The sequence below is a fragment of the Cyclonatronum proteinivorum genome, assembly GCF_003353065.1.
Classification (GTDB): domain Bacteria; phylum Bacteroidota; class Rhodothermia; order Balneolales; family Cyclonatronaceae; genus Cyclonatronum; species Cyclonatronum proteinivorum.
On the sequence record NZ_CP027806.1, the window covers coordinates 1,942,501 to 1,967,826 of the forward strand.

The following is a 25,326-nucleotide window of genomic DNA, read 5'->3' on the forward strand; positions in this document are numbered from 1 at the left end:
TAAAGCGAACAATCAGGCTATTATTCAGGCTACCGGAAAATATACGCTGCTTGTTAATCCCGATGTGCTGATTGGGGAGGATACGCTTGGGGTATTATTTAATTTCATGGAAGCTCATCCTGATGTTGGTGCAAGCGGTTGTAAGATTTTAAATCCTGACGGTACATTCGCACCTGAATCACGCAGGTCTGTACCAACGCCTATGAATGCCATGTATAAGGTGCTGGGCCTGACAAAGCTTTTCCCCAACCATCCCCGCTTTGCCTCATACTATGTTGGCGGTCAGAATGAGGACGAGGCTTCAGACATTGAAGTTTTGTCCGGCTCCTTTATGTTTTACCGTACCGGTTTACTGCAAGAGCTCAATGGCTTTGACGAGCGCTTTTTTATGTATGGAGAAGACATCGACCTTTGCTATCGTACGCTCAAAGCCGGGTACCGGATCCGCTATGTTCCTGATACAAGCATCATACATTATAAAGGAGAAAGCACCAAGAAAGAAAACCTGCGCTATATCATAACTTTCAACAAAGTGCTGTATCAGTTCTTTGAAAAGCATTACAGTTATGGCTACAGCATCTTCTTCAAATATTTTATTCTGCTGGGCGTCGTCACAAAATCAGCGGCGTCTTATGTGTTCTCTCTGTTTAACCGTTCACTGCGGCCGGTTTCCGACTTACTGCTGCTGAATCTTGTTTTGGTCGGTTTCTTTTTATACCGTTACAGTATTGCTCCTGCAGATATTTTTCAGGCCTATCAGCCGATTTTCTTATCCGTAAACTTTTTGCATTCAGCGGCCTATCTGATTTTTGCGAAATACTACGGGCTCTATAATAAAAACCTGCACAGCTGGAGTCATGTAGTTAAAGCCTTGCTTTTTTCACTGGTTACAGTGGCAAGCATCACTTTCTTCTTTAGGGATATTGCTTTCTCCAGGCTTATTCTTTTGGCAACTACGCTTGTATTGCTGCTGCTGCTGCCTGCTATTCGTCTTGTAACAGCGCGTTTCTTTTATCAGGGATCATCAGCCAAGGGCAGGATTCAGCCTGTACGGCTGCTTGTTGCGGGTATTGGGGATCATACGCAGCCGGCAATCCGCAAAATCAGGGGAGAGGTTGATTGGAATTACGATATTATCGGGCTTGTCACACAGCGGCAGGATGAACCGCTGCAAACCATAGAGGATATCCCAGTGCTTGGTCATGTGTCACAGCTTCCGGAGATGGTTAAAAATTATCGTGCGGATCAGGTGATTTTCATGCTTGAAAAGATCTCCCATGTGGACGTCCTTTCTTCCCTCAGTCAGTTACGGGACACGCAGGTGGTATGCAAGGTAGTGCCCGGATCTCTGGATTACATTATCGGAAAATCCAATGTGGAGTATTTCGATGATGTGCCCGTTGTGGATCTCGAAATTCCATCGCTGACAGCATGGAACCGGTTGCTGAAACGTGCTTTTGACTTCTCACTTTCCGGCTTCTTTTTGTTTGTGATGTTTCTGCCCTGGATATTTTTAAAGCTGAATGCATCCATCAAAAAAACTAAACGGGAGACGGTCAACCTGTTTATTGATTCCTCAACGTCTCAGAATATTGCGTTTTTTACGCCCTACAGTTCCCATAGGCTGCTCAATACCATAACTTTTATGCGAAAAGTATTTACCGGTGAATTCAGCCTTGTCGGGGCGCCGATAATTCCCAGCCGGCAGGGCAGTTTTGTGTATTACAAGCCGGGGCTGACCGGTCAGCGGCAGCTGAATGAGGACCGTTTGTTCCGCGATGATGAAAAACAGCGGCAAGAGCTGCACTACCTGCAGACTTACTCTATCTGGAAAGATGTCGAAATCCTTTTCAAATATTTGTCAGGTCCGCGCAAGCACTTTACAGCCTATTTGCAGGAACGGGGGGCGGCTGCTCCAGAAAAGTCAGCGTGAGTATTCCTGCTTGCCGCTGCTTCAAATGGTGATATCAGAGCCATGCCCTAAAGCCGGGTCTTTACCTTTTCTATCATAGGAAGGTACCAATCCGCGAAGGTTCCCTCAGCAAGATTTCGTCTGACTTCCTCCATCAGCCATAAATAAAAAGTCAGGTTCTGCAGTGATGCGAGGGTCATACCGAGAATTTCATTGCACCGGACGAGATGGTGCAGGTACGCCATGGTATATTTGGAACAGAAATCACTTGGGAAATCCTCATCAAGAGGCTTATGGTGGTTTTTCCACTTGGCATTGCGGAGGTTAACGATTCCGTTGCGGGTAAAAACTGTCCCGTTGCGGGCGTTTCGGGTAGGCATTACGCAGTCGAACATGTCCACCCCTCTCGCAACACCGTTGAGTAAATCTGCGGGTGTGCCAACGCCCATGAGATAGCGGGCTTTATGCGGCGGCAGGTAGTCCGTTATATGATCGGTCATTTCATACATAAGCTCGTTGGGTTCACCTACGCTCAGTCCTCCGATGGCATTGCCGTCAAAATCAAGTGCAGCGATGGCTTCTGCAGAGGCATTCCGCAGATCTTTGTAGGTGCTGCCCTGCGCAATACCGAACAGAAACTGCCTGTGTCCGTAAAGGGGCTCCGATTCGTCAAATGCTTTTTTGCACCGGGCAGCCCAGCGGTGTGTCAGGTGCATGGAATTGAGCGCGTACTCGTAGGTGGAAGGGTAGGGCGGGCACTCATCAAGTACCATCATGATGTCGGAACCCAGAATGCGCTCGGTTTCGATTACGCTTTCCGGGGTAAACTGATGTTTTGAACCGTCGAGATGACTTTTAAAGGTAACCCCTCGCTCTTCGAGCTTGCGGTTATCCGACAGCGAAAAAACCTGATATCCGCCGGAATCCGTTAGAATAGGCTTATCCCATTTCATGAACTGATGCAGACCACCCGCCTCACGCATGATTCCGTTGCCAGGCCTGAGATACAGGTGATACGTATTGCCAAGGATAATTTGCGCTTTGACCTGATCCTTCAGTTGCTGCTGTTCAACAGCCTTAACTGTAGCTAAGGTGCCCACAGGCATGAAAATTGGCGTCTCAATCGTGCCGTGATCAGTCGTTAGCCGGCCAAGCCGTGCTTTGGTTTTCGGGTCGTTCTTCAGAAGTTGAAACACTTTAGTCTTTATTTCCTTATTTTCAGCGTTCTTAAAAACGGTAAGTTAAGCAACTCTGAAGCGAATGCCGGAATAGAATTTTATTCTTATTAACCGGTCCCAAATACAGGGTCAATTACTGTTCCTCTGTCGCATAAATCAAAACAGAATTATTTGTCGTTACTTTTTGTAATTTTTTTTGCATAGCCCATAATATCAAAATCTTACACGGTGTGATGTTGTCTGTCAATAAACCGGTCCTGATGTTTACATGTCAGGCTAAACATACTGCATAGGATACTAAATAAAGCCCTGCAATGTTCACAAGGCCGTTTAGCAAGCTGTACTGTTGCCCGGCGAGCGTTGCCGCAATCATTCATCATCATTTCTGATCATTAAACAAACTTGCCTTGATTAAAGCTTCTGACTGCATTTTTGGATTGCTGCGCCTTAGCTACGGTCGACCTGAAACCGTTAGCATTCAGAAAAGCACTTTTGTTGCAATGCAATCGAAACAAAGCTTATCCTGTGAAGTTTCCTGTCCTGAATCAATTCATTAACCTTTCATTGAGTGGAGCGCCGTAAAGACGTATTGGTCACTCTTCTGGGTGACGCCTTAGCATTTTCTGTTGCATGGTATGTTTTTTACTACCTGCGGTTTGAGCTGCAGTGGTTTGGTGAAAACCAAACCGTCGCTCCGGCTTTGGTACTCCTTCCGGGTCTGATCATCACGGTCTATTGGCTGGCTATGTTTGCCTTTTTCGGTCTCTATAAGCGCCTTTATCTCGCTTCCCGGTTTGATGAAATTCTCAGGGTTGCGAAAATCAGCCTGATTGGCATTCTGGTTTTCTTTTTCCTGCTTTTCACGGACGACCTGAACTGGAATCCGCAAAATATCGCGCAGGCTAAAAACTTAACCCTGGTATACTGGCTGCTCATTTTCGGATTCGTATCACTGAACCGTATTGTGGTTCGCACCATACAGAAAGTTGCGGTTTCCAAAGGGTACGGGCTTCATAAAGCGGTCATTATCGGCATTGGAGATACGGCAAAAGAAGTTTATGCCGACATCATGCGCCATAAAACAACCGGGCTAGATGTGGCGGGCTTCATCGACGCTTCCCGTCATACAAAGGAAGACGACATTAAAATTGACCGGAAGCTGCTGCTTGGCAAGGTTCAGGAACTCAACACCATTATTGAAACCCATGGCATAGAAGATGTCATTGTTGCGGTTGAGCCGGCCAACAGGGACAAGCTGATCACCATCCTCGATCTGATTAACAAACCCAACATCTCAGTTAAACTTATTCCGGATTTTTATCAGATTATCAGCGGTATGAACAAGACCAATCAGATTTTTGGCCTGCCGCTCATTGAGGTCATGCCGGATCCCATGCCTGCCTGGGAAAAATCGGTGAAGCGGCTGATGGATGTTGTGCTCTCTATTCTCATTTTGGTCGTCAGTGCACCGGTTATGCTGCTCGTTGCGCTAATTATTCGCCTGACCGACCCGGGGCCGGTCATTTTTGCGCAGGAGCGTGTAGGGCTTTTCGGCAGGCCTTTCATTATGTACAAGTTCAGGAGTATGTATGTAAATGCGGAGGCCAAGACTGGTCCGACCTGGGCAACGGAGAACGATTCCCGAATCACCCCTGTGGGCTACTGGCTGCGTAAGCTTCGCCTCGACGAGCTGCCACAGCTCTGGAATGTGATCAAGGGCGATATGTCGCTGGTCGGCCCGCGACCTGAGCGGGAGCATTTTGTGAATCAGTTTAAAGCCCAAATCCCGCTTTATGCCCGGCGCTTGCGCGTAAGGCCGGGTATTACCGGCTGGGCACAGGTCAAGTGGAAGTACGATGAAACCTTTGATGATGTAAAAGAAAAAACCAAGTACGACCTCTTTTATGTGGAGAATATTTCGCTGAAAATGGACATCAAAATTTTGATTAATACCATTGCGACCATGCTGTCCGGGAAGGGGCAATAAAATGACGGACCCAAAGACCATCGTAGTAATCCCTACATACGAAGAAGAAGAAAATGTCAGGCTGCTCATCCCGCGCCTAATGCAGCTGCGCGGCTGTGTGCATGTACTCTTTGTGGATGACAGCTCTCCGGACGGCACCCGTGAAATCATCAGGGAGCAAGCCCCCAAATATCCCGGGCGGATTCATCTGATTGAAAGGCCATCGAAACAGGGACTGGGTTCTGCCTATGTAGCCGGCTTCGCTTTTGCCCTGCGTCACGACTACGTTTACATTTGTGAAATGGACGCTGATATGTCGCATGATCCCAATGATGTGCCCCGGCTGGTTGAAGCCGTAGCGCAAGGCATCGGGGATGTGGTGATCGGTTCCCGCTATCAAAACGGGATCAGTATTATTAACTGGCCGCTTTCCCGCCTCATCCTGTCTTATTCTGCCAATGTGTATGCCCGCTGGGTTACCGGACTGCCTGTCAGGGATACAACGGCCGGTTTCAAATGCTTTCACAGAAAAGTACTGGAAAGCATTCCGCTGAACCGGGTCAAGTCAAACGGCTACTCCTTTCAGATTGAACTGCACTACCGGGCCTGGAAAGCCGGATTTAAAGTAAGCGAACTTTCTATTATATTCCGTGACCGTCAATTCGGGAAATCAAAAATATCAAAACCCATCATCCTTGAAGCCGTCTGGATGGTCTGGGCACTCAAGTTTCGTCATTTTTTTAACCGGCTGTAGCACAGCATGTGCAGCTTGCGCAATCTGCTGAAAATCTATTCGTGAAGTGAACTACCTTTTCTCAAAACCTGATTTTTATGAACTACCTTGATTTTGAAAAGCCCATAGCGGATCTCGAGAAAAAAATCGAAGAGCTGAACGCTATTCGTATTCCGGAAAATGACGTGTTACGTCCCGAAATTGAACGTCTGCAGCAACGGGTTCATGATCTTCGTGTTTCTATATTTTCCAATCTTACGCCCTGGCAAAAAGTACAGCTGGCACGTCATCCCGAGCGGCCCTACACCCTCGATTATATTTATAAGATCTGCGAGCACTTCACAGAGCTGCACGGCGACCGGAAAATGAGCGATGATAAAGCTGTCGTTGGGGGTTTTGCGACCATTGACGGGATCTCGGTGATGATTATCGGTCAGCAAAAAGGGCGTGATACCAAGAGCCGGCAGTACCGCAATTTTGGTATGTCCAATCCTGAAGGCTACCGCAAAGCACTCCGCCTGATGAAACTGGCGGAAAAGTTCGACATTCCCGTCATCACCCTGCTTGACACCCCGGGTGCATTCCCTGGTTTGGAAGCCGAAGAGCGGGGACAGGCGGAAGCCATTGCCGATAACCTCCGCGAAATGGCGGTTCTCAAAGTACCCATCGTAACCGTTGTGATTGGGGAAGGCGCAAGCGGCGGAGCCTTGGGTATCGGTATGGGCAATGAAGTGTATATGATGGAAAATACCTGGTACTCGGTCATTTCACCCGAGTCCTGCTCCTCAATTTTATGGAAAACGTGGGAGTATAAGGAACAGGCCGCTGAAGCCCTGAAACTCACCGCAACGGACCTTATGGAGCTGAAGATTATTGACGGGGTTATTCCCGAGCCGGTTGGTGGTGCACACCGCGATTATGACGGCGCCGCTGCGGCTCTCAAAAAACAACTCCTTGAAAGCCTGCGCCGCCTCAAAAAACTGAACGCGCAGGAGATTGTTGATCAGCGCATTGACAAATACGCCAATATGGGTTTTTATGACGAAAAAAATGCCTGATCCGCAATTGCAAGCCAATCCCATTAAAAGTAAACAGGTACCGCTCTACACGTACGAGCTGAAGCTGCGCAGCCGCTACGCCGAAACAGATAAAATGGGCTACGTCTATCACGGCCGTTTTTTGGAGTATTTTGAACAGGCGCGGACGGAAATGATTCGGGAAGCGGGCATTTCATACCTCAATCTGGAAGAAATGGGCGTTATGCTGCCCGTTGCGCACGTCTCCATCGATTACATGCGGCCGGTATTTTATGATGAACTCATTACCATCCGCGTGCTGATTTTCGATCCCCCTTCCACGCGGCTGAATACCTGGTATGAAGTCGTTGGGGAAGACGGTAAAACACGACTTACAGCACATGTTGTACTGGTATTTGTGAGTGAAGAAACCCGCCGGCCCTGTCCGCCGCCGGCCGCCTTTCTCGAAGGTATGAAAGCCGTCATGCATAAGGAAGACCATCAGGAGTAGTATGAATCCATTGGTTGAAGCCATTGTTGATCTGGCCCTGCGTGAAGATATTGGCAAGGGTGATGTCACGACCGAAGCCGTATTCTCCGGAGCCGAGCAAGCTGAAGCTTTTTTTGTAGCCAAAGAAGGCGGCATACTTGCCGGAAATGCGTTGGCAGCTTTTATTGCCGCACGCGTTGATTCCCGCATTCAGTTCAGGCAGCTGATCGAAGATGGCAGTAGGATCAAACGGGGGGATTTAATCGCCGAAATTACGGGACCTGCTGGGGCCATTTTAACAGCGGAACGTACCTGTTTGAACTTCATGCAGCGCATGAGCGGCATTGCTACCAAAACCAACCGTTTTGCTGCTGCACTTGAAGGCACTAACACAAGGCTGCTGGATACCCGAAAAACCATGCCCGGACAGCGTTGGACCGATAAGCTCGCGGTAAAGCTGGGGGGCGGTACCAATCACCGCTTTTGCCTGGATGATATGTACCTGATCAAGGAAAACCACATCACCGTCGCGGGTGGCGTACGGCAGGCACTGCAGGCTTGCGCCGCACATCGGGAAAAACTCGGGGGCACGCAGAAAATTGAAATTGAAGTCGTAACGGCTTCCCAAATTGATGAAGTGCTGGAGACCGGTATTGCTGACATCATCCTCCTGGATAATATGAATAATAAAGAGCTCACCGAAGCGGTACAGCGTATAAATGGTGCTGCCCAAACGGAAGCCTCCGGCAATATGACGCTCGAACGTCTGCCCGAAGTAGCCCGTACGGGAGTGGATTTTGTTTCTGCAGGAAGCATTACACACTCAGTGCATGCACTTGATATTTCACTTCTGTTTGAGTGATAAACAGCACGGGCTAAGGGGAGCGCACCTATGAAAATGCCGGATACCCGCCAAAGCCTCTGGCTGCTGTTAGCTGCTTCAGGCTATCTCATGCTAATGGCAAGCGGTTTCATATTTGTTGATGTGTCGTACCTGCACAGCCTGTCGCATGAAGCATTCCGGTATATGTGTCATCAACAGCCGGCTCGCAGTTTCGGGCTCGATGAACAAACCATGGCTGTTTGTGCCCGCTGCTTCGGCATTTATGCAGGCTTTTTTGCAGCTTCCCTCGCCGGGCTTCTGGCTCCTGTGAAGTTCAGCACGTCCCTGCGTTTTGCGCTCATTGTCACAGCCGCCGCTTTTTTACTCAACACAGCCGATGTAACCGGAAACTTTTTGGGGTGGTGGTCGAATACGGCGGCCACAAGGTTTGTTGCCGGTCTCGTTGCCGGCATGAGCCTCATCCTCATTATTTATACTGCTGTTAAACCAAAATCATAGTTTAATTATGGAATTACGCGAGCAAAACCCTTTTTTTGAATCCGCAGCTTTAAACGGTGCCGGCCTTGCAGCCGCAGCCTCTCTCATTTTGTACGGAGCCATGCTGCTTATGCCCGGCGTCAGCGGAATCCTGCTCGGCTGCCTCGGTTGCTGCGGTTTACTTTTTGCGCCCGGTCTGCTTACGACAAGACAGCATATAGCAACCTTCGGTGAAAACATCGAGCTCGGTCGGGGCGCCGTTATCGGTTTTACCGCAGGCGCCGTATTTGGTGTGGTATTCAGTTTTATGGATGTCATCTGGGGCTTACTCGGTGTGAATACCTCCGCGCTGTTTCTGGATAATCTCACCACTTTTATTGAAACCTATGGTGATAATGAAGCCCTTGATAATATTGAAGACGCAAGAAGGCAACAGGAAGAAACCGGTTTCTCTGTTTTAGGCCTGCTTTTCAGCGTTAGTATGATGGGTATCATCAATATGATTACCGGAATGGCGGGTACAGCCATATTCAAAAAGAAGGAAGGTGAGCTCTAAATGGAGCCAAAAAGAGAACCTGCAAACGGGTTCAACCCCTACATTATCCAGGTAAAAAAGCCCTGGTTTGAGCGAAACGGCTTTCCCGACTGGCTCGTCGCCTTTGCCTGGATTTTTATTGCGTTTCTGATTTTTCAGCTTGTAGGCGGACTCTTTGCCTTCGCCGGGATTCTACTCACCGAAGGGGTTGACTCGTTCACGATGGAGTCATTGGGAGAGAATATGGCGCTGCTCATTATCGGAAATTCGGCCGGGCAGATCGTAGGTTTGTTGCTCGCAACCCTGCTCGTTGCCCGCCTTTCTTTTTCCAAATCAAAGTATCGCGAAGCCATGCGGTTCAAAATGCCGCAAAACGCAAGCCTCACATTTCTGGTCGCTACACTGCTGATACTGGTCATTCAGCCGCTCATTTTATTTATGGGGTGGATGAATCAGCTTATACCGATGCCGGAATTTATCATGGAGATGGAACAGGCGCAGGTGCAAATGCTGGAAAGCCTGCTTGTAGGTTCTTTTGCGCTATGGTTTCTGGTTGCCAACATTGGCGTCGTGCCGGCTATTTGTGAAGAAGTGATGTTTCGCTCCTATCTTCACCGGCTGTTTGAAAACGCCTACGGCATTATAGCCGCGATTTTCATAACCGGGTTGATTTTCGGACTCTTCCACCTGCGGCTCACGCAGCTCATTCCGCTTACTTTTATCGGCATGGTGCTGGGCTGGATTACGGTGAAAAGCGGCTCTGTGTATCCGGCTATGCTCATGCACTTTTTTCACAACTCGGGTACGGTCGCATTTGTGCACAGCAATCCGGATATGCTTGAAATGGCCGAATCAGCCATGATGCCTCCGCTTTGGCTTGTTGCCTCAAGTTTGATTCTTACCGTTTATTTGATTTACTTGTATAGCAAAAGGTCTGAAATATCCCTCACCAAAACGGAGTAAATTATGTTTGGAAACGACCCCAAAGCCCCGGCCATTAAGGACTGGACCTGTGTGTACCAAACCAATATGGAGTTCGAAGCCGATATGATGCGTAATTTCCTCAGCGACCGGGGATTCGACGCACAGCTGCTGTCTAAAAAAGATTCCGCCTATTCGGTAAATCATTCGCAGCTTTCGCTGCTCTACGTTTATGTGCCCAACGATAAAGTCGATGACGCGCGCGCGGCCATCAAAGAATACGAAGACGGGGAGCTTCTTGATGATTTTCCCGGCAACGAAGAGTAGCCTGCGCTGAAGCACATCATATAAACTAAACCTAATATTTGTGAAACTGGGGGGATAATGTCTGAGCTTCAGAAAAGGATACTGCTTGCAGTAATTGCAGCGCCCTTGTTTATGGGCGTGGTCTGGATGGGGGGATGGTCCTTCAAAATCATGATGTTAGCCGTTGTATTCATCATACAGTGGGAAATGGCGGCTATGTTCAACGAAGGGGGAACACGCCCGAGCCGGCCTTTTATGTACACCATTGGCTTCTGGGTGATGATGCTCCCGCACATCCCTTTCCCCTACCTTTGGGGGCTTGCCCTTTTCCTGCTGCTGATTGCTTCTGAAATTATTCGCGGAGCCGACCGCTCCTACAGTTCACTGGTGCACACCATCTTTTGCGGACTTTATGCACCGATTGGCATTCTCACTTTGCTGCTGCTGCGTGAGCAAATCTTCCCGGATGACCTGTTTGCAGGCTTCGTGCTCACAGCTTCTGTGCTTATGATGGTTTGGGGTAATGACGTTTTCGCTTATTTCGCCGGTAAAAACTTCGGCAAAAACCTGCTTGCACCCAAAATAAGTCCCAAAAAAACCTGGGAAGGTTTTGCGGGAGGCTTCGCAGGTGCACTTGCCGGTCTTGTGATTGTTATGATGCTTGCGCGGCCTGAAGCCATCAGTCTGCTGCTCCTGCTGCCTGCCGTAATTCTCGTTTCCGTTTTTGGTCCTGTTGGAGATCTGGCAGCAAGCAAACTCAAGAGAATGTATGATACCAAAGACTCTTCCAACATTTTGCCAGGTCATGGGGGATTTTTTGACCGCTTCGACGCGTTACTGCTTGCAGCGCCTGCCGTATATCTTTACCTGGAAGTACTTCGTATTTCCGGCATAATCTGACAACTGGTTTTTTATCCATGCATATTTCTATCACCGGGGGAACCGGACTTGTAGGATCATCGCTTGTAGCTTTATTGCTTGCTGAAGGGCACGAGGTAACCATTTTGACCCGAAACCCCGGCAAGCACAGCAAAAACATTAATCACCAGAAAGCACACCTTGCTTCGTATGACAACCTCGCGTCTGTGGTTGAAAAATCAGACGCCATCATCAATCTTGCCGGTCACAACCTTTTTGATCAGCGCTGGAATGAGGTCATCAAATCCAAAATCCTGAAAAGCCGCGTTAAAACGACCCGTGCGGTCGTTGATGCCATTGGAGAAGCACAGAACAAACCCAAGGTACTGGTCTCGGCCTCTGCGGTTGGCTACTACGGCTCGCGCGGCGACACCGTACTTGACGAAGACAGTCCGGCTGGGGATGATTTTCTCGCCCGCGTATGTTTGCAGTGGGAAGAAGAAGCTGATGAAGTCCGTAAATTCGGGGTTCGTCTCGTTATGCCCCGAATCGGAATTGTGCTCGACAAGGGCGGGGGCGCACTTGAAAAAATGATTACGCCCTTTTCCATGTATGTGGGCGGTCCCCTTGGCAACGGTAGTCAGTACTTCCCCTGGATTCACACCGAAGATGTCAGCCGCGCACTGCTTTTTGCCATTCAGGAAGATCAGCTGCACGGCGCCTTCAACCTTTCGGCGCCGCACCCGCTGACCATGAAAGATTTTGCGCAGCAACTCGGCGAAGTCATGGGGCGGCCTTCCTTCTTTGCTGTGCCCGAGTTCGCCCTGCGCCTCGTTGTGGGCGAAGCCGCTGAAGCCCTTGTCGCAAGTCAGCGAACCGTACCCCGAAAGCTTGAAAAAGCCGGCTTCACCTTCAGCTATCCAACCCTGCTGAAAGCCCTTCAAAACTTATTCGAAGACTGATCCTGCCACAAACAATCTCGCGCGGAACCGGCCTGTCAGCGGGTTCGTGCTTTTTTATTTTTGGGGAAAATTCCGGGAACAGCACTGTTTTTCGTGTTAAAACTGGTCTCCCAAACCTAAGAGGAATCCCTTGCTTTTTTTGTCCGGGGCATTAACAAACAAAAGGGCATTCAACGAATCACATACGTTGAATGCCCTTTTGTTTTAGGCAGTAAACCGGGCGGCTTTTTTAATTCCGTATGGCCCAGCTGCTGACGCCGTTGCTTGTGCCTGCGATGATATTTGTGAGGCCGTCGGAGCCAAGCCGTGTTGTGATCGGTAATCGCACGCTTGTAGCGGGTAGCCCTTGATACGCGTTGCCGTTTTCAATCGTCCAGGCAAACATCCGCCCGAATTGCGCGGTAACCAGAATCTCAGGCCTGCCGTCGCGGTTGAGGTCGTCAATAATGATGGGACTGTTCGTATCCACCGGACGCCCAATGGAGCGCGTAAAGCGCAGCCTGCCCTCGAGATCATACAGAAAAACGGAGCTGCCGCTTTGTACAGCTATAAGGCGCGTTAGCTCGGTTTGCGGCTGCGATGAATCACGATTGTTGTTTTCGTTTGCTTCTTCCTCGTCATCCTGTACAAACACAGGGACGCGCAGGTTCTGAATGGTGCTTACGCTTACGTCACCCGAACTTACTTCCACAGCCCTTATCCGGTACAGGGCGTCACCCGGCAAATCGCTGTCTTCGGCTGAAGCGCTGACTTCCGGCAGGAAGGATTCATCTTTCGAAATGGCGTATAAACGTCCGTTTTGTCCGCCGGTGTACAGACGGTTTTGGTGCACAACGGGAGCGCCATAGAGCGGGGCGTCTGCAAAAACAGGAAAGCCCGTGCGGCTTGAGCCATCTGTATTCCACGCAAAAACGGCGTTACCAGCCTGCGCAATCAGGCTCAGACGACCGTCGAAATCGGTGAAAACAGCTTTGTGTGTTATGGCCGTGTTCACGGTTTGCGGCCACCCGGAAATGTTGGTACCCCGCCCTCCCAAAACATGCAGGCGACGGTCGCGCGTGGCAACGATCGCTTCAGGCAGTCCGCTGCGGCTGATATCTTTGACAAGAAGCGGACTCGTAATTTCTTCATCAAGTTCAAACGGGAAATTCGGGAGAAGCTGCCCGCGGTTGTTCCAGCCGTAAATCTTATTGCCCGCAGCAATGAGCACGGCTGTTTGGTTATTGGCATACCAATCGAATAAAACCGGAGAACCAATCGGGCGGTCTTCATTGGTTGAGGCCGTGAAGATTTCCGTACCATCGGCAGCAAGGGCTATAACCCGGTTGGCTGAAGTCGCAAAAACAATATCATTGCGGCTGTTTTGCTGCAGGTTTCCAACCGCTGGCGGTCCGGTTAGCTCGCCGCGGCTGACAGGGAAAAACCAGCGGTCAACAAAGGGCAGCGATTGCCGCTCAATTTGGTCAAGGCGGGTCTGAAGTTCAAGTACATCGCGGTTTTGGCGCACGGAAACGCCAAGAATATCGAAAAAGCCAAGATAAGCCAGGGCTACCGAACCCGGATCGGTATACGGCTCAATGAAGGAGCGGAAGCTGCTGTTATCCGCATAAAAGAACGCGCTCAGCCGCTCAGGGTGTGCGCGACGCCGGCTGAGGTAATCATCATCAAAAAATAAAACCCGCCGCCGGTTGATGTCAGTTGAGATCCGCTGTATAAGCCCGGTGCGGGGTGCGAGTACAACAACATCCCCCAAAATGCCAACCGTAAAGTTTTCGTAGGGTGTCAGCTCCCCACCCAAAATCTGTGCAAGGGTACGGCTTCTGAAGGCGTAAAAATTTCCGGAGCGAGTTCCAAGACCATCTTCAACCAGCCGGTCAAGCTGTGTGCGCAGGGTGCTGCGGTCACTGACAAGACGAAGCCAGGCGGATTCCTCCAGCGGAGAAAAGCCGAGGGTATAAAATCCGGCAAAAGCCGCCTGTGTGCCAAGTGTTGAGGATATTGCAGAAACAACTTGCTGACGCTCCTGCAGAAAGCGGTCGAGGTCGGTCTCATCTTGTTCTGCTGCCGTTTCACCCGCTCTACCGAGCCGCTCTGCCTGAAACATCCCAAAAACGGCAGCGTCCCGAGGAATGTAGCGATCCATACGCAGCGCAACCGGCGGCATGGACAGAAGCTGTGTGAGCGCTGCACGCGGCGTACTCAGGGGAATCCGTGAGGTCAGCTCCATGCTTTGGCGGCCCTCGCCCAGCTGTTCAACGCTGACTGCGGCGGGTTCGAGACCGGTAAAGCTGTCTTCGATTATTGGGCGAAATATCGGAAGACCCAGCTGCATTATAAACTGATCTGCGCTCCGGTAATTCATAAACACCTTGCTGTTTTGGGCAGGAATGCCATCCTCCCCAAATGACATTTGCGCAGCCACACCCGTAAAGCTTTTTAAAGATTCCTCCAGGGCCCGGCTGTTGGGAGAAACGGCAAGTGCGTTGCCGATTTGCGTGAGAAACCAAACCTGTCCGCTCTGCAAATAGAGCCGGTAAATCCGGTTGCCGTTAAAGCGGTAGCTGTTTTGTGTGAAAGGCCGGCTGAAATAAGCTGCAAAGGCGGATGCGGAAACCGGTTTTTGCAGCAACCATACAGGAGCAAGCGCATTAGAAGCGGCGGGGTTTACCACAAGCGCGTGCACAAAAACCGTCTCGGAGACATTTGCCGGAATTTGTTCAATGGTCTCAAGCTGCGGCAGTGCGGTTTCACGCAAAAAAGCGGCGGCCTCACCTTCAAGAATCCGCTCCGGACTCATCCCTTCATCGAAAATGAACGCCATAACAGCCGTGTCGGGAATCGCTGTAGACCAGTGACCATCACCGGATCTGTTGCAGGAAGTCAGCACAAAAAGCAGGGATACAAAAAGCAAAACAGACCTGAAAAGGGATGAAACCGGCATTTGATTCATTTTGTTAAACTGTTGTGATAAACCTGATAATATAGCGGATGAAGTTTTGCTGTGATTTGTTTTTAGTATCTTCAAAACGTGATTTCGTTCGTTGTAATGAATTTTCAGGCAGTCGCCCGACATCCCTTTCGGGGTTTTCCGGTTCACTAATTAGAATAGCTGCCTAAATTAATATTTTTCTGCATGAGTTTTCTCACCCCGCTTTATTTACTTGGTATTCTGGCTGTGGCCATCCCAATAATCCTGCACCTGATTAACTTCAGGAAGCCGCAAAAGCAGGTTTTTTCAACCCTTGTTTTTTTTAAAAGGCTACAGAAAACATCGGTGAGGCAGCTCAAACTTAAGAAACGCATTTTATTAGCCATTCGCATAGCGGCCATAATCTTACTTGCGGCAGCACTTGCACGCCCCATGCTTTCACCGGGCTCGCTTCTTACGTTCAGCAGCGGATCAGTCCTCTATATGATCTTGCTGGAAAACGGTCCCGGCATGACACAAATCGATGAGCGCGGGCCGCTTATGGAAACTGCCAGAAACGCAGCGGTAAGCCTCACAGAAGCCGCTTCCTCCGACGACCGCTTCCTCATCTACAACACGCACGGCGAGCTTTTGATGGCCGAAGAGATGAATCCTGGGCAAGCAAGGCGTTTGCTTGAGCAGCTTGAGCCGGTTAATGCGGGCAACTTTACCCGTGAACGGACTGAGCAGCTCGTCCGGCGCGCGGGTATCACTGATCAGGAAAACCGTACGGCTTATTTTATCGGAAGGGGCTCTGACAATCTTGCCGCGCAGCTTGATAACCTTAGCCTTGACCCGCAGTTCAATCTCAACCTGATGCCTTTCACGTCTATACTGATGGGCGAAGAACCCGCGGCCAATGTTGGTATCACAGATATCAGCAGCCGCAGTCAGATAGCAGCGGGCGGACGTCCCCTTACCATTGATGTAGAAGTGACCAACTACAGCGAGCGGCCGGTCCTCAACTATTTCCTCTCTCTTGAAAGCCGCGGCGAGATTGCGGGTCAGTATCAGATCAACCTTGATCCCATGCAGAGCGGGGTCTGGTCTTTCGAAGTGATTCCGCCGGATTCCGGCGCCTTTACCGGTCGTGCTGTGCTGGAAGGCGACCCGATCAGCTTCGACAATGTTCGCTATTTTGCTTTCGAGTTGCCCGAAACGAGATCTATTCTGATTGTAAACGAGTCGCGACCGGGTACCCGAATGGTTTCCTGGCTCAAGCCCGTCTTTGAAGCCGCACAACGCACCGCCGGCAGGGTAGAAGTAGCGCGTATCACCTGGGATGACTTCACAACCGCCATACAGGACGGTGCAGATGCCGTAATTCTGGAAGGCGTGTCGGATATTCCCGAATTCAGCTGGCCTGACCTACTCACCTTCGTACAGCAGGGCGGGGGGCTTGTGATCTTTCCGGGTGAAGCGGGTAGTCCGGACCGCATAAACCGATTTCTGGAGCGGGTCAATGCCGGACGCTTCACCGGTATCCTTGGCGACCCCGGACGTTTCTCGAGCGTCGCACAGGTAGGCATGATCGTGCGCGGACACCCGGTGCTCGATGATATATTTGACATTACCGACGATGAAGATGTCAGAATTGATCTGCCTGATATTTTCCATTACTGGCGCTATTCCGTCAGTGGCGGAAGTGCAGCGCAGCAAATTCTAAGAACAAGCCTCGGTGATCCGCTACTGGTACAGCACAACCTGGGTGAAGGGCGCCTGTTTGTATCTGCCGTAAACACAAGCCCGGAATGGTCCGCATTTTCCGTAAACCCGCTGTTCGCTCCGTTGTTTTACCGTCTCGGCCTGTACGCTGCCTCAGGGGAGAGCGGGGGGCTGAACACCTTCTCACTCGGCAATACTTTTGAATGGCTTGCCGGAAATGAATTTAATCAGGCAACCATCCGTTTAGGAGATCAGGTTCTTGTACCGGAAATCAGTACGCAGGGACGCGGCGTTCGGCTCATGTCAGATACAGAAAGCTGGCAGCCGGGCATTGCCCGTATTGAAGCACGTGATGATACGCTTAAGGTGGCCGTAAACCAGCAAACAACAGAATCTGATTTGCGGACGTTAAGCCCGCAGGCCATTGATGAGTTGTTTTCTCAGCACTTTCCGAATGTCAGGGTTACCGCTTTGCAGGCTGATCAGACAAATCTTGCCGGGCAGATTGGCACAGCCCGTACAGGGCGGGAAATATGGAATTGGTTTGTTTTAATTGGAATTATTTTGTTACTATCAGAGAGTATCGTTACCAAAAAGTTTTCGGGAGATTCAACTGATGCCGTTTAGTGAATATTCAGGTCAGCTGTATTTTTTACTTACATCGGTACTGATTTTTTTCAGTATCGCTTCTTTTTTTCTGTCTGTCTTTACCCTCAGCAATGCCTGGCGCCTGAGAAACGTAAGGCTGAGCTGGAATACCGGCCGTTTTTTTGGCTTCCCCCTGTTTGCCTCCTTATTCATGTGCCTTTCCCTTGCGCTTGGCGGCATAGCATGGTATAACGGCATGAGCGCACATTACATGGTTGCGGGTTTGTACACCTTTCTCGCATTAAACTGGATGGTAGCAAGCTATTTCATGTCGCGCCGCTACATTACTGATCATGGAATCATGAAAAACATCAACGATCCCTCCCAAACGGTAGCCTGGCATGAAATACATGATTTTGCGGAAAACGAAGTGCAGGATGGCATGGCTTTTGTTTTTATATACAAGCGTACCTCCGAGTATTTCGAGCTTGCACAGTTTAACCGGTTGGAAATAACCGTACCCCGCGAAACCGCTGAAAACCTGCGCAAAATCCTGAATCACAAATTGGGCCGCCGGTTCAGATACACCCTCACGGATGAAAGCATTCTCAATAAAATTAATAGTAAGCCTTAATCCATAAAGGGTTAAGAAACACCTTCATTCCTTACACCTACCTGTTTGAGTTTTACAGAAGATCAGAAAAAAAGCAATCAACCTGAAAAAGTACTGTTAACCGGACTGTACAGCAGCGAAATACCGCAGTACAAAGCTTCAGAATACCTTGATGAGCTTGAAATGCTCGTGAATACAGCGGGCGGAGAAGTTGTGGGCAAAGTTCTGCAAAACCGGGAGAGACCCGATGTAAGTACCTATTTGGGGCGCGGCAAACTGGGGGAAGTTGCCTCCCTTGCCAGAGAGAAAAATGCGGGCATGATTGTTTTTGATGATGACCTTTCCCCTACTCAGGCCCGCAATATAGAGAAGGAGACCAAGCTCAAAATCATTGATCGCAGCGGTCTCATCCTTGATATCTTTGCTTCCCGTGCACAAACTGCAGCCGCTAAAACGCAGGTAGAACTTGCACAGCTTCAGTATATCCTGCCCCGTCTGACCCGCTTCTGGACACACCTCTCACGACAATCTGGCGGAATCGGTACAAAGGGTCCCGGTGAAACACAGATTGAAACGGATCGCCGTATTATTGGCAAGCGCATTTCCGTACTCAAAGAAAAACTGGAAAAACTTGACCGGCAGCGTAAAACACAGCGTAAAGGCCGCGATGGCATTATGCGTATAGCGCTTGTGGGATACACCAATGTCGGTAAATCCTCCCTTCTCAATGCGCTCACGCACACGGAAGTGCTGGCAGAAAACAAGCTGTTCGCAACGCTCGATTCAACCGTAAGGCGCTTCGATACCGAAAGCACAACGGTTCTTCTGTCCGATACCGTAGGCTTCATCCGGAAACTGCCACATCACTTGGTTGATAGTTTTAAGTCCACCCTCGATGAAATCCGCGAAGCGGATGTGCTTTTGCATGTGATGGACGCCTCTTCGCCTTCCGTGCTTGAATACAAAGCTGTGGTTGATGAAACCCTGAAGGGTATTGAGAGCAGTGATAAACCTACGCTTCTGGTTTTCAATAAAACAGACGCGGTAAAAGATCCGGAAGTACTTGCAGGCCTCAGGCGTGAATTCCCGGAAGCTGTGTTTATTTCGGCAAGCCGCGGTATCGGATTGTCTGATCTACAGCTCAAAATTGAGCAGCAGGCTCTCACGGACTATGTCAAAACTGAAATGAATATTTCGCTTCAGAATTTCAAGGCTATCAGTTACATTTTCGACAGTGCCGAAGTCTTCTATAAAAAATATCACGATGAACACATCGAAATCAGTTTCCGTATCAGAAAAGATAAGCTCGCAAAGCTTGAAGAAATGTTTGCGCCGAACGATTTGATTTCATCTGAGTTAATCTAAGCACAATCAGGATTCGTCAGGCCTAACCCCATATTCAGATTCTATGTTTATCCACGAAATACTCAACCCGATTTATCAGCCCCTGTGCGCCTCCAGCTCTTTGGAAGATGGCCTTCAGGCTATGGGCGTTCAGCACAGCGATGTGTTGCCGGTCGTGGATCTGACTACGGGCAAAACACTCGGCACGGTTTGTCTGGAAGACATCCGCTACGAAAAAGACGTTCAGCAAACGATTTTTTCTAAAATAAGCCGCAATCCCTGCAGAATCGAACCGGGCATGCACATCATGGATGCGGGAAGAAAAATGATTCGGGAAAATGCAAATGCTGCAGTCGTTTGTGATGAGCAGCAGGCCTACAGCGGTTTTGTGCTGCGGGAAGAAATTAACGAAGCCTTACTGCAATTACTTAATATTTCAAGAGATGGGGCAACGATTATGTTTGAGCTGCAGCCGGCAGATTACAGCCTGACTGAGCTCGTAAGACTGATTGAGATGGAAGGCGGCAAAATTATGGGTATTGGCGTAGAGCCGGCCGCCTCTTCCGCAGATCGTTTTCGTGTATCCGTTAAGCTCAATACGGACGATATCGACCCGATTCTGAGAATCCTCAACCGTTACGGCTTCATCATAACGTCCAAGTCAGCTGAAACCGAGTCCGATGACGACCTGCACGACCGTGCCGATGAGCTCATGCGCTTTCTGAGTATCTGACGCTTTGCGATTCCGCAAATCTAAACCTTTTGCGGCTACAGCTAACCGTAAGCTTTGGTAAATCTGTATATGCTCGCAGAGATCAAGCAATTTTGCAAAGCGAGCGTACTAAACGTTATATTTGCCAGTTCCTCTCAACCAACCTTAAGTCAGGCAGACCTTGGATTCTCTGAATCGCATTTTATCACTTATCATTTGGGGCTGTATTTTATTGTCTTTCCCGCTTGCCGCCTCAGCACAGCACCAGCAGCAGCCGGATCAGGATGCGCTGTTTACCGGCATTAACTTGTACGAAAACGGACAATTCGAGCAGGCCGTCCTCTTTTTTGAAAGATTCATCAGACAGCCGGACACTGATCAGCAGCTCAAAATGGCCCGCTATTACAAGGCGCTTTCCAGGGCAGCACTCGAGCCGGATCGTACCCTTCTCCACTATGAAGCCTTTATCGCTGACTTCCCAAACACCCGTCAGGCCGGTGAGTTGTTTGTGAACCTGGGCCACGCTGCCTTCAAATCAGATGAGTTTGCAGATGCGGCGGAAATGTACGGACGTGCACTTGAATTGCGCCTTCCGGCAGCTTTTGAACGTGATGTGCTGTACTGGAATGCACAATCCTACATGGAACTTTCCGATACCGAACGTGCACATCAGCTGTTGGCCCGCATACACGAAGAACACCCCAATACCGAAGATGCAGCTGAAGCCCTGTTTACCCGGGGCCGGCTCTTTCTCGATGCGGAAGCTTATGATGACGCCGCAGAAATGTTTGAAGCCCTCCGGCAGGGTTATCCCACAGCTTCTGTTACCGAGCGGGTAGGCACGGCCCTCGGTGAAGCCTATTACCGTCAGGGACGTTTTGCGGAAGCCGTCGAGTCCCTGCAAAGTGCCTATTCGCGCCTGAATCAGGAGCAGCGGTCAAAAGCCGCCATGATAATGGCCGAAAGCTTCAATTTTATGGGGGATCTTGAAAGTGCTTCACGCTGGTACAGGACTTACATCCGTCTGAATGAAGGCGGAGATGTCCGGCTTGCACACTACGGACTGGGGTGGGTTTTTCACAGGCAGCAGATTTACCACTGGGCAGCTGATTCTTTCAACAATGCCGTAAGTGAAGCGGATGATGACCTCACGCGCAGGGCACTGTATTATAAAGCCGTGAACCACAAGCTCAGCGGCCGGTATGATCTTGCAGTCGAGACCTTTGAAACGTTTTCGAACCGGTTCTCCAGCGGCCCTTGGGTTGAACAGGTATATTATGAATGGGCGCTTATTTTCGCTGAAATCGGCGACCATGTTTCAGCGATTGAACGGCTTCTGTTCGTAGTGCGTAATTTGCAGCCCCTTGAGCGGCCGGGGGAAGTGTTTAGCCTTTTAGGGGAAGCCTATTTTGCCAATGCGGAATACCGCCGCGCCATTGAAGCCTTTCAGCAGGCAGAAGCCGCGGGCACGGTTACGCCCGAAGTACAGCTGCAGGCCCGGTTTCAGCGCGCGTGGGTGCTGTTCCGAAACCGCGCCTGGGACGAAGCACAGCCGATTTTTGAGAGTGTGTTTGGCGCCGCACCAGATACGGAGCTGGGCAGTGAAGCCTTGTTCTGGAGCGCTGACAGCTACTTCAATATGGAAGAGTTCGGACCTGCCGCGATACGGTTTGCCCGCTACATCCGGAGTTTTCCGGACGGAGAGTTTGCGGCGGCAGCCCGGTATTCACTCGGCTGGAGCTACTTCATGATGGGCGAGTTTGATAATGCTATTGCCCCGTTTCAGGCATTTCTCGATGATTTTAGTCAGCCTGAAATTGCTGTTTTTACATACGATATCGATGCAAAACTGCGGATAGCAGATGCCAAATTTGCGTTGCGGAATTTTGATGATGCCATTCTGTTTTATGAAAAGTCACTCGCCTTTGATCGCAGTGCCGACTACGCAACCTATCAGATTGCAAACAGTTTTTACCGCGCTGACCGCACCTTCGAAGCCGTCCGAACCTTTAGGGAGCTGATCAGTGATTTTCCGCAAAGTCCGTTTCGGGAGCAGGCCATGTACAATATCGGTTACATTTACCTACTTTCCGGTAATTATGCGCAGGCAGTTGATGAGTTTGAACAGGTCATCCGTCGTTTCCCGCGTTCGCAGTGGGCCGCGCGCGCTCAGTTTAATATTGGGAATGCTTTTTTCAATGCAGCGCAGTTTGATGAAGCCATCGAAGCCTACAAGCAGGTGCTGAGCCGTTTTCCTCAAAGTGACCTGATCATAGATGCCGTAAACGGGATACAGTTTGCGCAGCAGTCAGCCGGAATGCCGGATACCAGTAATGATGTGCTCGAAGATTTTCTTGCCGGCAACCCGCAGGCGGGTACAGCAGATCAGCTGAGATTCAGGCAAGCCCTGTCCTTACTCGAGATTGCTTCTTTTGAAGAAGCCATTGCAGCCTTCCGGCAATACATCCGGGTAACCAACAATGAGCGCAGGATTCCGGAAGCCCTGTTGCGAATTGCAGAAGCACACCGGGCATTGGGGGAGAATGAAGCCGCGAGAACGGCCTACCGAACCATTATCGACGAGCACACCAATGCCCGCGAAAGCGACGTGGCGTTACTTGAACTCGGCAACATGTTTCTGGATGCCGGTGAGTACAACAGTGCAAGTCAGCAGTTTACCATGTTAAGGGAAGGCAGCAACAGGATGCGGTTTGAAGCACTTATTGGCCTTGGGAATGCGGCCATCGGTCTTGGGGAAATTTCACAGGCGCAATCGCATTTTCAGGCCGCTTCCCGTCTGAGCGGAAATCAGAACCTGGTAAAACTCGGCCTTGGACGCGTAGCTTATGCGCGTTCTGATTTTGCAGATGCCGCGGCGTTCTTTAAAGAAATCGCTGATAGCAGTACTGGTGAAACCGGTGCAGAAGCACAGTTCCGGCATGCGCTTTCTTTGCAGCGTCAGAACCTGCACACCGACGCCCTGCGTGAGTTTGGTAACGTACGCATTTTCTTTGGCGCGTACACCAACTGGGTGGCCGAAGCCATGCTCGGTTCCATCACCTCCAACCTTGCGGTTGGCAACCGAACCGAAGCCGAGCAGATAGGCCGAATCATCCGTGATGAATACCCGGACAGCAGCTACGCCCAGCGCGCGCAGGCCTTGCTGCGATAACAGCGGGATTTGCGTAGCTGAGCTGAAGCTGATAGCGCATGCCACACCCCGCTGAAACCTGAAACCGGTCAGCGGATGAACATGCCGCTTAATCCTGAACAAACAACCTGTTTTATGATAAAAACCATCACACCGGCAACCGCACTCAGGGGAGAGCTCAGCAGCCTTCCCCCGGACAAGTCAATCGCACACCGGGCAGCCCTTTTTGCTTCTGTGGCCAAAGGGGAGTCGGTGATCAGAAACTACTCCGCAGCTGAAGACCCGCAAAGCACGCTCAGCTGCCTGCGTGATCTTGGTGTTCCGGTCGAAACCGATGGTTCTACCGTCATCATCAGGGCGAAAGGACGCAAAACCTTTTCGCCGGTCAGGCAGCTCATAGACTGCGGCAACTCAGGTACTACCATGCGGTTGCTCAGCGGGCTTGTTGCCGGTGCGGGGCTTGATGTAACGCTCACAGGGGATGCGTCTCTTTCATCCCGCCCCATGAAACGTATCATGGACCCGCTGGGCCTGATGGGCGCACAAATTGCCTCTTCTGACAAAAATCGCCCGCCGCTGCAATTTGCTTCCCACAAAGGCCTTCGTGCCATCGATTACACCCTGCCGATGGCGAGTGCGCAGGTGAAATCATGCGTATTACTTGCCGGTTTATTTGCCGACGGCGAAACACGGGTGACGGAAACCCTGCCAAGCCGCGATCACACCGAGCGGATGCTTGGCCTTGAAACAGACTTTAATGCCGATGGCAGCCGGGTTCTGAAATCAAGCCGCGAATTCGAAGTCCTGCCACAGCAGCTAAAAATCCCCAATGATATTTCGGCGGCCGCTTTTTGGATGGTTGCCGCCTCTATCATTCCGGGTTCTGAAATCGTACTCCGGGGCGTCGGTATCAATCCCTCGCGCAGTGCTGTAATAACGATATTGCAGCGTATGGGTGCAGATATCCGCGTGAGTGTGCCTCCTGAAGCCTCTACATCTACCACCGTAGGCGAGCCCCTGGCTGATATCACCATTAAAAGCGCAAAGCTAAGTGCCACTGACCTCCTTGAGACCGAGATTCCGAATGCCATAGATGAGATTCCGGTCCTTGCCGTTGCGATGGCATTTGCTGAAGGAAAATCGACGGTACGCAAAGCCGCTGAACTCCGTGCGAAAGAATGTGACCGGATTGCCGCCGTCGCAGAAATGCTGCAGAAAGCCGGCCTCAACATTAAGGAATATGCTGACGGCTTTGACGTGAGCGGTTCGCGAAGCAACGCTTGTCAGGCGGCAGACTATTCGTCCCATCATGATCACCGGATTGCCATGGCTGCCGCTGTCCTTTCCCTCAAAGCGGATGCCCCCTCAACCATTCATGATGCTGACTGTGCCGCGATATCCTATCCTACTTTTTTCCGGGATCTCGAAAGCCTGCGCAGCTGACAGGCACATTTCCCGTTCCAAACCAATGACGTACCGCTTGTGATGATTACGTCAGGCGCTGATACAATTATGGCAGACCGTGACTGGCCATTGACAATACGACAGGTGCACCAAGGGGGACTTTTTTTGGCACTATGTTTGCAAAAGATGGGTGAAACTAAATTCAACTCACCTGAACAAGCGTGTCTCAATTTAACATCAGCGAACTTGAAAACAGACTTGCCGAGCTGGGCAGGGACGTGCAGAAGTTTGCCGAAAACATTGGTTTAAGTACTGTTTCTGAACGGGAAACGGGTTTTAACCCGCGTCTTGACGTTCTTAAAGAACCACATGTAGTAACGGTTCTGATGGATTTACCCGGAATGGAAAAAGACGATATACACGTCGGTCTTTCCGGTAATCAGCTCACCATATCCGGCAAGAGAGAAATTTTTTATGCGACTGAAGCGGAAACGCTCAAAAAAGAGCGGCAGACCGGAGCCTTCACGCGCGCTGTTTCCATGTCGGCTCATGCCAATGCAGCCGGCATTAAAGCCGTTTTTCGGAACGGGGTACTGCGGGTAACGATACCGATCGGGCCTGAAGTGCCAAATACCGATAAGATCATCATAGAATAAACACACCACCCAAAAACCAAAACAGAA

21 protein-coding genes (1 of these 21 only partly in view) are annotated in these 25,326 nt (G+C 50.3%); 19 read left to right on the top strand and 2 right to left on the bottom strand.

The features are described from left to right. Window positions 1-1,933: the 3' portion of a glycosyltransferase gene (locus CYPRO_RS07530; protein ID WP_114984030.1), read on the top strand. It extends 242 nt beyond the left edge of the window; only the last 1,933 of its 2,175 coding nucleotides appear in the window; its start codon lies beyond the left edge, outside the window; the stop codon is at window positions 1,931-1,933. Between the two features lie 47 nt (window positions 1,934-1,980). On the opposite strand, the gene tgt is transcribed toward CYPRO_RS07530, so the two are convergent. Next, window positions 1,981-3,108 (bottom strand): tRNA guanosine(34) transglycosylase Tgt, encoded by a 1,128-nt coding sequence (tgt, locus tag CYPRO_RS07535; protein ID WP_114984031.1) that lies wholly within the window; start codon window positions 3,106-3,108, stop codon window positions 1,981-1,983. 550 nt (window positions 3,109-3,658) lie between these two features. Between tgt and CYPRO_RS07540 the strand changes: the two genes are divergently transcribed. The 11 genes from CYPRO_RS07540 (at window position 3,659) to CYPRO_RS07590 (ending at window position 12,198) form a co-directional block, all read left to right on the top strand. Continuing rightward, window positions 3,659-5,077, top strand: coding sequence for a sugar transferase (locus CYPRO_RS07540; RefSeq protein WP_114984032.1), 1,419 nt, complete (start codon window positions 3,659-3,661; stop codon window positions 5,075-5,077). A 1-nt stretch (window position 5,078) separates the two neighbouring features. After that, window positions 5,079-5,810, top strand: a complete 732-nt coding sequence (locus CYPRO_RS07545; protein ID WP_114984033.1) for a polyprenol monophosphomannose synthase — start codon at window positions 5,079-5,081, stop codon at window positions 5,808-5,810. 77 nt (window positions 5,811-5,887) lie between these two features. Continuing rightward, the gene (locus tag CYPRO_RS07550) at window positions 5,888-6,847 is read left to right on the top strand and encodes an acetyl-CoA carboxylase carboxyltransferase subunit alpha (RefSeq protein WP_114984034.1); all 960 of its coding nucleotides are present in this window, start codon (window positions 5,888-5,890) and stop codon (window positions 6,845-6,847) included. Next, window positions 6,840-7,316, top strand: coding sequence for an acyl-CoA thioesterase (locus tag CYPRO_RS07555; protein ID WP_114984035.1), 477 nt, complete (start codon window positions 6,840-6,842; stop codon window positions 7,314-7,316). Before CYPRO_RS07550 ends, CYPRO_RS07555 begins: the two co-directional genes overlap by 8 nt. 1 nt (window position 7,317) lies before the next feature. Then, a complete protein-coding gene (nadC, locus tag CYPRO_RS07560) occupies window positions 7,318-8,157 on the top strand; it encodes a carboxylating nicotinate-nucleotide diphosphorylase (protein WP_114984036.1) in 840 nt (279 codons plus the stop codon). A 30-nt stretch (window positions 8,158-8,187) separates the two neighbouring features. Further along, window positions 8,188-8,637, top strand: coding sequence for a DUF2085 domain-containing protein (locus tag CYPRO_RS07565; protein WP_114984037.1), 450 nt, complete (start codon window positions 8,188-8,190; stop codon window positions 8,635-8,637). Between the two features lie 7 nt (window positions 8,638-8,644). Further along, window positions 8,645-9,172, top strand: coding sequence for a hypothetical protein (locus tag CYPRO_RS07570; RefSeq protein ID WP_114984038.1), 528 nt, complete (start codon window positions 8,645-8,647; stop codon window positions 9,170-9,172). Then, window positions 9,173-10,114, top strand: a complete 942-nt coding sequence (locus tag CYPRO_RS07575; protein WP_114984039.1) for a CPBP family intramembrane glutamic endopeptidase — start codon at window positions 9,173-9,175, stop codon at window positions 10,112-10,114. 3 nt (window positions 10,115-10,117) lie between these two features. Beyond that, complete coding sequence (locus CYPRO_RS07580; protein ID WP_114984040.1) at window positions 10,118-10,399, top strand: putative signal transducing protein; 282 nt, start codon at window positions 10,118-10,120, stop codon at window positions 10,397-10,399. A gap of 57 nt (window positions 10,400-10,456) precedes the next feature. Then, window positions 10,457-11,278 (top strand): phosphatidate cytidylyltransferase, encoded by an 822-nt coding sequence (locus CYPRO_RS07585; RefSeq protein ID WP_114984041.1) that lies wholly within the window; start codon window positions 10,457-10,459, stop codon window positions 11,276-11,278. A gap of 17 nt (window positions 11,279-11,295) precedes the next feature. Beyond that, a complete protein-coding gene (locus CYPRO_RS07590) occupies window positions 11,296-12,198 on the top strand; it encodes a TIGR01777 family oxidoreductase (RefSeq protein WP_114984042.1) in 903 nt (300 codons plus the stop codon). A gap of 229 nt (window positions 12,199-12,427) precedes the next feature. Here CYPRO_RS07590 and CYPRO_RS07595 read toward each other — a convergent pair whose 3' ends face one another. After that, complete coding sequence (locus CYPRO_RS07595; RefSeq protein WP_164682632.1) at window positions 12,428-15,148, bottom strand: PQQ-binding-like beta-propeller repeat protein; 2,721 nt, start codon at window positions 15,146-15,148, stop codon at window positions 12,428-12,430. Between the two features lie 183 nt (window positions 15,149-15,331). On the opposite strand from CYPRO_RS07595, the gene CYPRO_RS07600 reads away from it, so the two are divergent. The 7 genes from CYPRO_RS07600 (at window position 15,332) to CYPRO_RS07630 (ending at window position 25,299) form a co-directional block, all read left to right on the top strand. After that, window positions 15,332-17,458, top strand: coding sequence for a BatA domain-containing protein (locus CYPRO_RS07600; protein WP_114984044.1), 2,127 nt, complete (start codon window positions 15,332-15,334; stop codon window positions 17,456-17,458). Then, entirely contained in the window at window positions 17,448-18,053 is a 606-nt protein-coding gene (locus CYPRO_RS07605; RefSeq protein WP_114984045.1) for a hypothetical protein, read from the top strand. Before CYPRO_RS07600 ends, CYPRO_RS07605 begins: the two co-directional genes overlap by 11 nt. A gap of 45 nt (window positions 18,054-18,098) precedes the next feature. Then, complete coding sequence (hflX, locus tag CYPRO_RS07610) at window positions 18,099-19,397, top strand: GTPase HflX (protein WP_114984046.1); 1,299 nt, start codon at window positions 18,099-18,101, stop codon at window positions 19,395-19,397. A gap of 43 nt (window positions 19,398-19,440) precedes the next feature. Then, window positions 19,441-20,109 carry a CBS domain-containing protein gene (locus CYPRO_RS07615; RefSeq protein WP_114984047.1) on the top strand — a complete coding sequence of 223 codons (669 nt, stop codon included), beginning with the start codon at window positions 19,441-19,443 and terminating at the stop codon, window positions 20,107-20,109. Between the two features lie 160 nt (window positions 20,110-20,269). Then, window positions 20,270-23,260 carry a tetratricopeptide repeat protein gene (locus CYPRO_RS07620; protein ID WP_114984048.1) on the top strand — a complete coding sequence of 997 codons (2,991 nt, stop codon included), beginning with the start codon at window positions 20,270-20,272 and terminating at the stop codon, window positions 23,258-23,260. 114 nt (window positions 23,261-23,374) lie between these two features. Beyond that, window positions 23,375-24,682 (top strand): 3-phosphoshikimate 1-carboxyvinyltransferase, encoded by a 1,308-nt coding sequence (gene aroA, locus CYPRO_RS07625; protein ID WP_114985731.1) that lies wholly within the window; start codon window positions 23,375-23,377, stop codon window positions 24,680-24,682. Window positions 24,683-24,864: 182 nt separating this feature from the next. Then, a complete protein-coding gene (locus CYPRO_RS07630; RefSeq protein WP_114984049.1) occupies window positions 24,865-25,299 on the top strand; it encodes an Hsp20/alpha crystallin family protein in 435 nt (144 codons plus the stop codon). Window positions 25,300-25,326 lie beyond the last annotated feature (27 nt).

Coding starts and splice junctions, on each gene's coding strand:
- CYPRO_RS07545 (WP_114984033.1), top strand. CDS start 5,079: ATGACGGACCCAAAGACCATCGTAGTAATCCCTACATACGAAGAAGAA.
- CYPRO_RS07550 (WP_114984034.1), top strand. CDS start 5,888: ATGAACTACCTTGATTTTGAAAAGCCCATAGCGGATCTCGAGAAAAAA.
- CYPRO_RS07555 (WP_114984035.1), top strand. CDS start 6,840: ATGCCTGATCCGCAATTGCAAGCCAATCCCATTAAAAGTAAACAGGTA.
- nadC (WP_114984036.1), top strand. CDS start 7,318: ATGAATCCATTGGTTGAAGCCATTGTTGATCTGGCCCTGCGTGAAGAT.
- CYPRO_RS07565 (WP_114984037.1), top strand. CDS start 8,188: ATGAAAATGCCGGATACCCGCCAAAGCCTCTGGCTGCTGTTAGCTGCT.
- CYPRO_RS07570 (WP_114984038.1), top strand. CDS start 8,645: ATGGAATTACGCGAGCAAAACCCTTTTTTTGAATCCGCAGCTTTAAAC.
- CYPRO_RS07575 (WP_114984039.1), top strand. CDS start 9,173: ATGGAGCCAAAAAGAGAACCTGCAAACGGGTTCAACCCCTACATTATC.
- CYPRO_RS07580 (WP_114984040.1), top strand. CDS start 10,118: ATGTTTGGAAACGACCCCAAAGCCCCGGCCATTAAGGACTGGACCTGT.
- CYPRO_RS07585 (WP_114984041.1), top strand. CDS start 10,457: ATGTCTGAGCTTCAGAAAAGGATACTGCTTGCAGTAATTGCAGCGCCC.
- CYPRO_RS07590 (WP_114984042.1), top strand. CDS start 11,296: ATGCATATTTCTATCACCGGGGGAACCGGACTTGTAGGATCATCGCTT.
- CYPRO_RS07595 (WP_164682632.1), bottom strand. CDS start 15,148: ATGAATCAAATGCCGGTTTCATCCCTTTTCAGGTCTGTTTTGCTTTTT.
- CYPRO_RS07600 (WP_114984044.1), top strand. CDS start 15,332: ATGAGTTTTCTCACCCCGCTTTATTTACTTGGTATTCTGGCTGTGGCC.
- CYPRO_RS07605 (WP_114984045.1), top strand. CDS start 17,448: ATGCCGTTTAGTGAATATTCAGGTCAGCTGTATTTTTTACTTACATCG.
- CYPRO_RS07615 (WP_114984047.1), top strand. CDS start 19,441: ATGTTTATCCACGAAATACTCAACCCGATTTATCAGCCCCTGTGCGCC.
- aroA (WP_114985731.1), top strand. CDS start 23,375: ATGATAAAAACCATCACACCGGCAACCGCACTCAGGGGAGAGCTCAGC.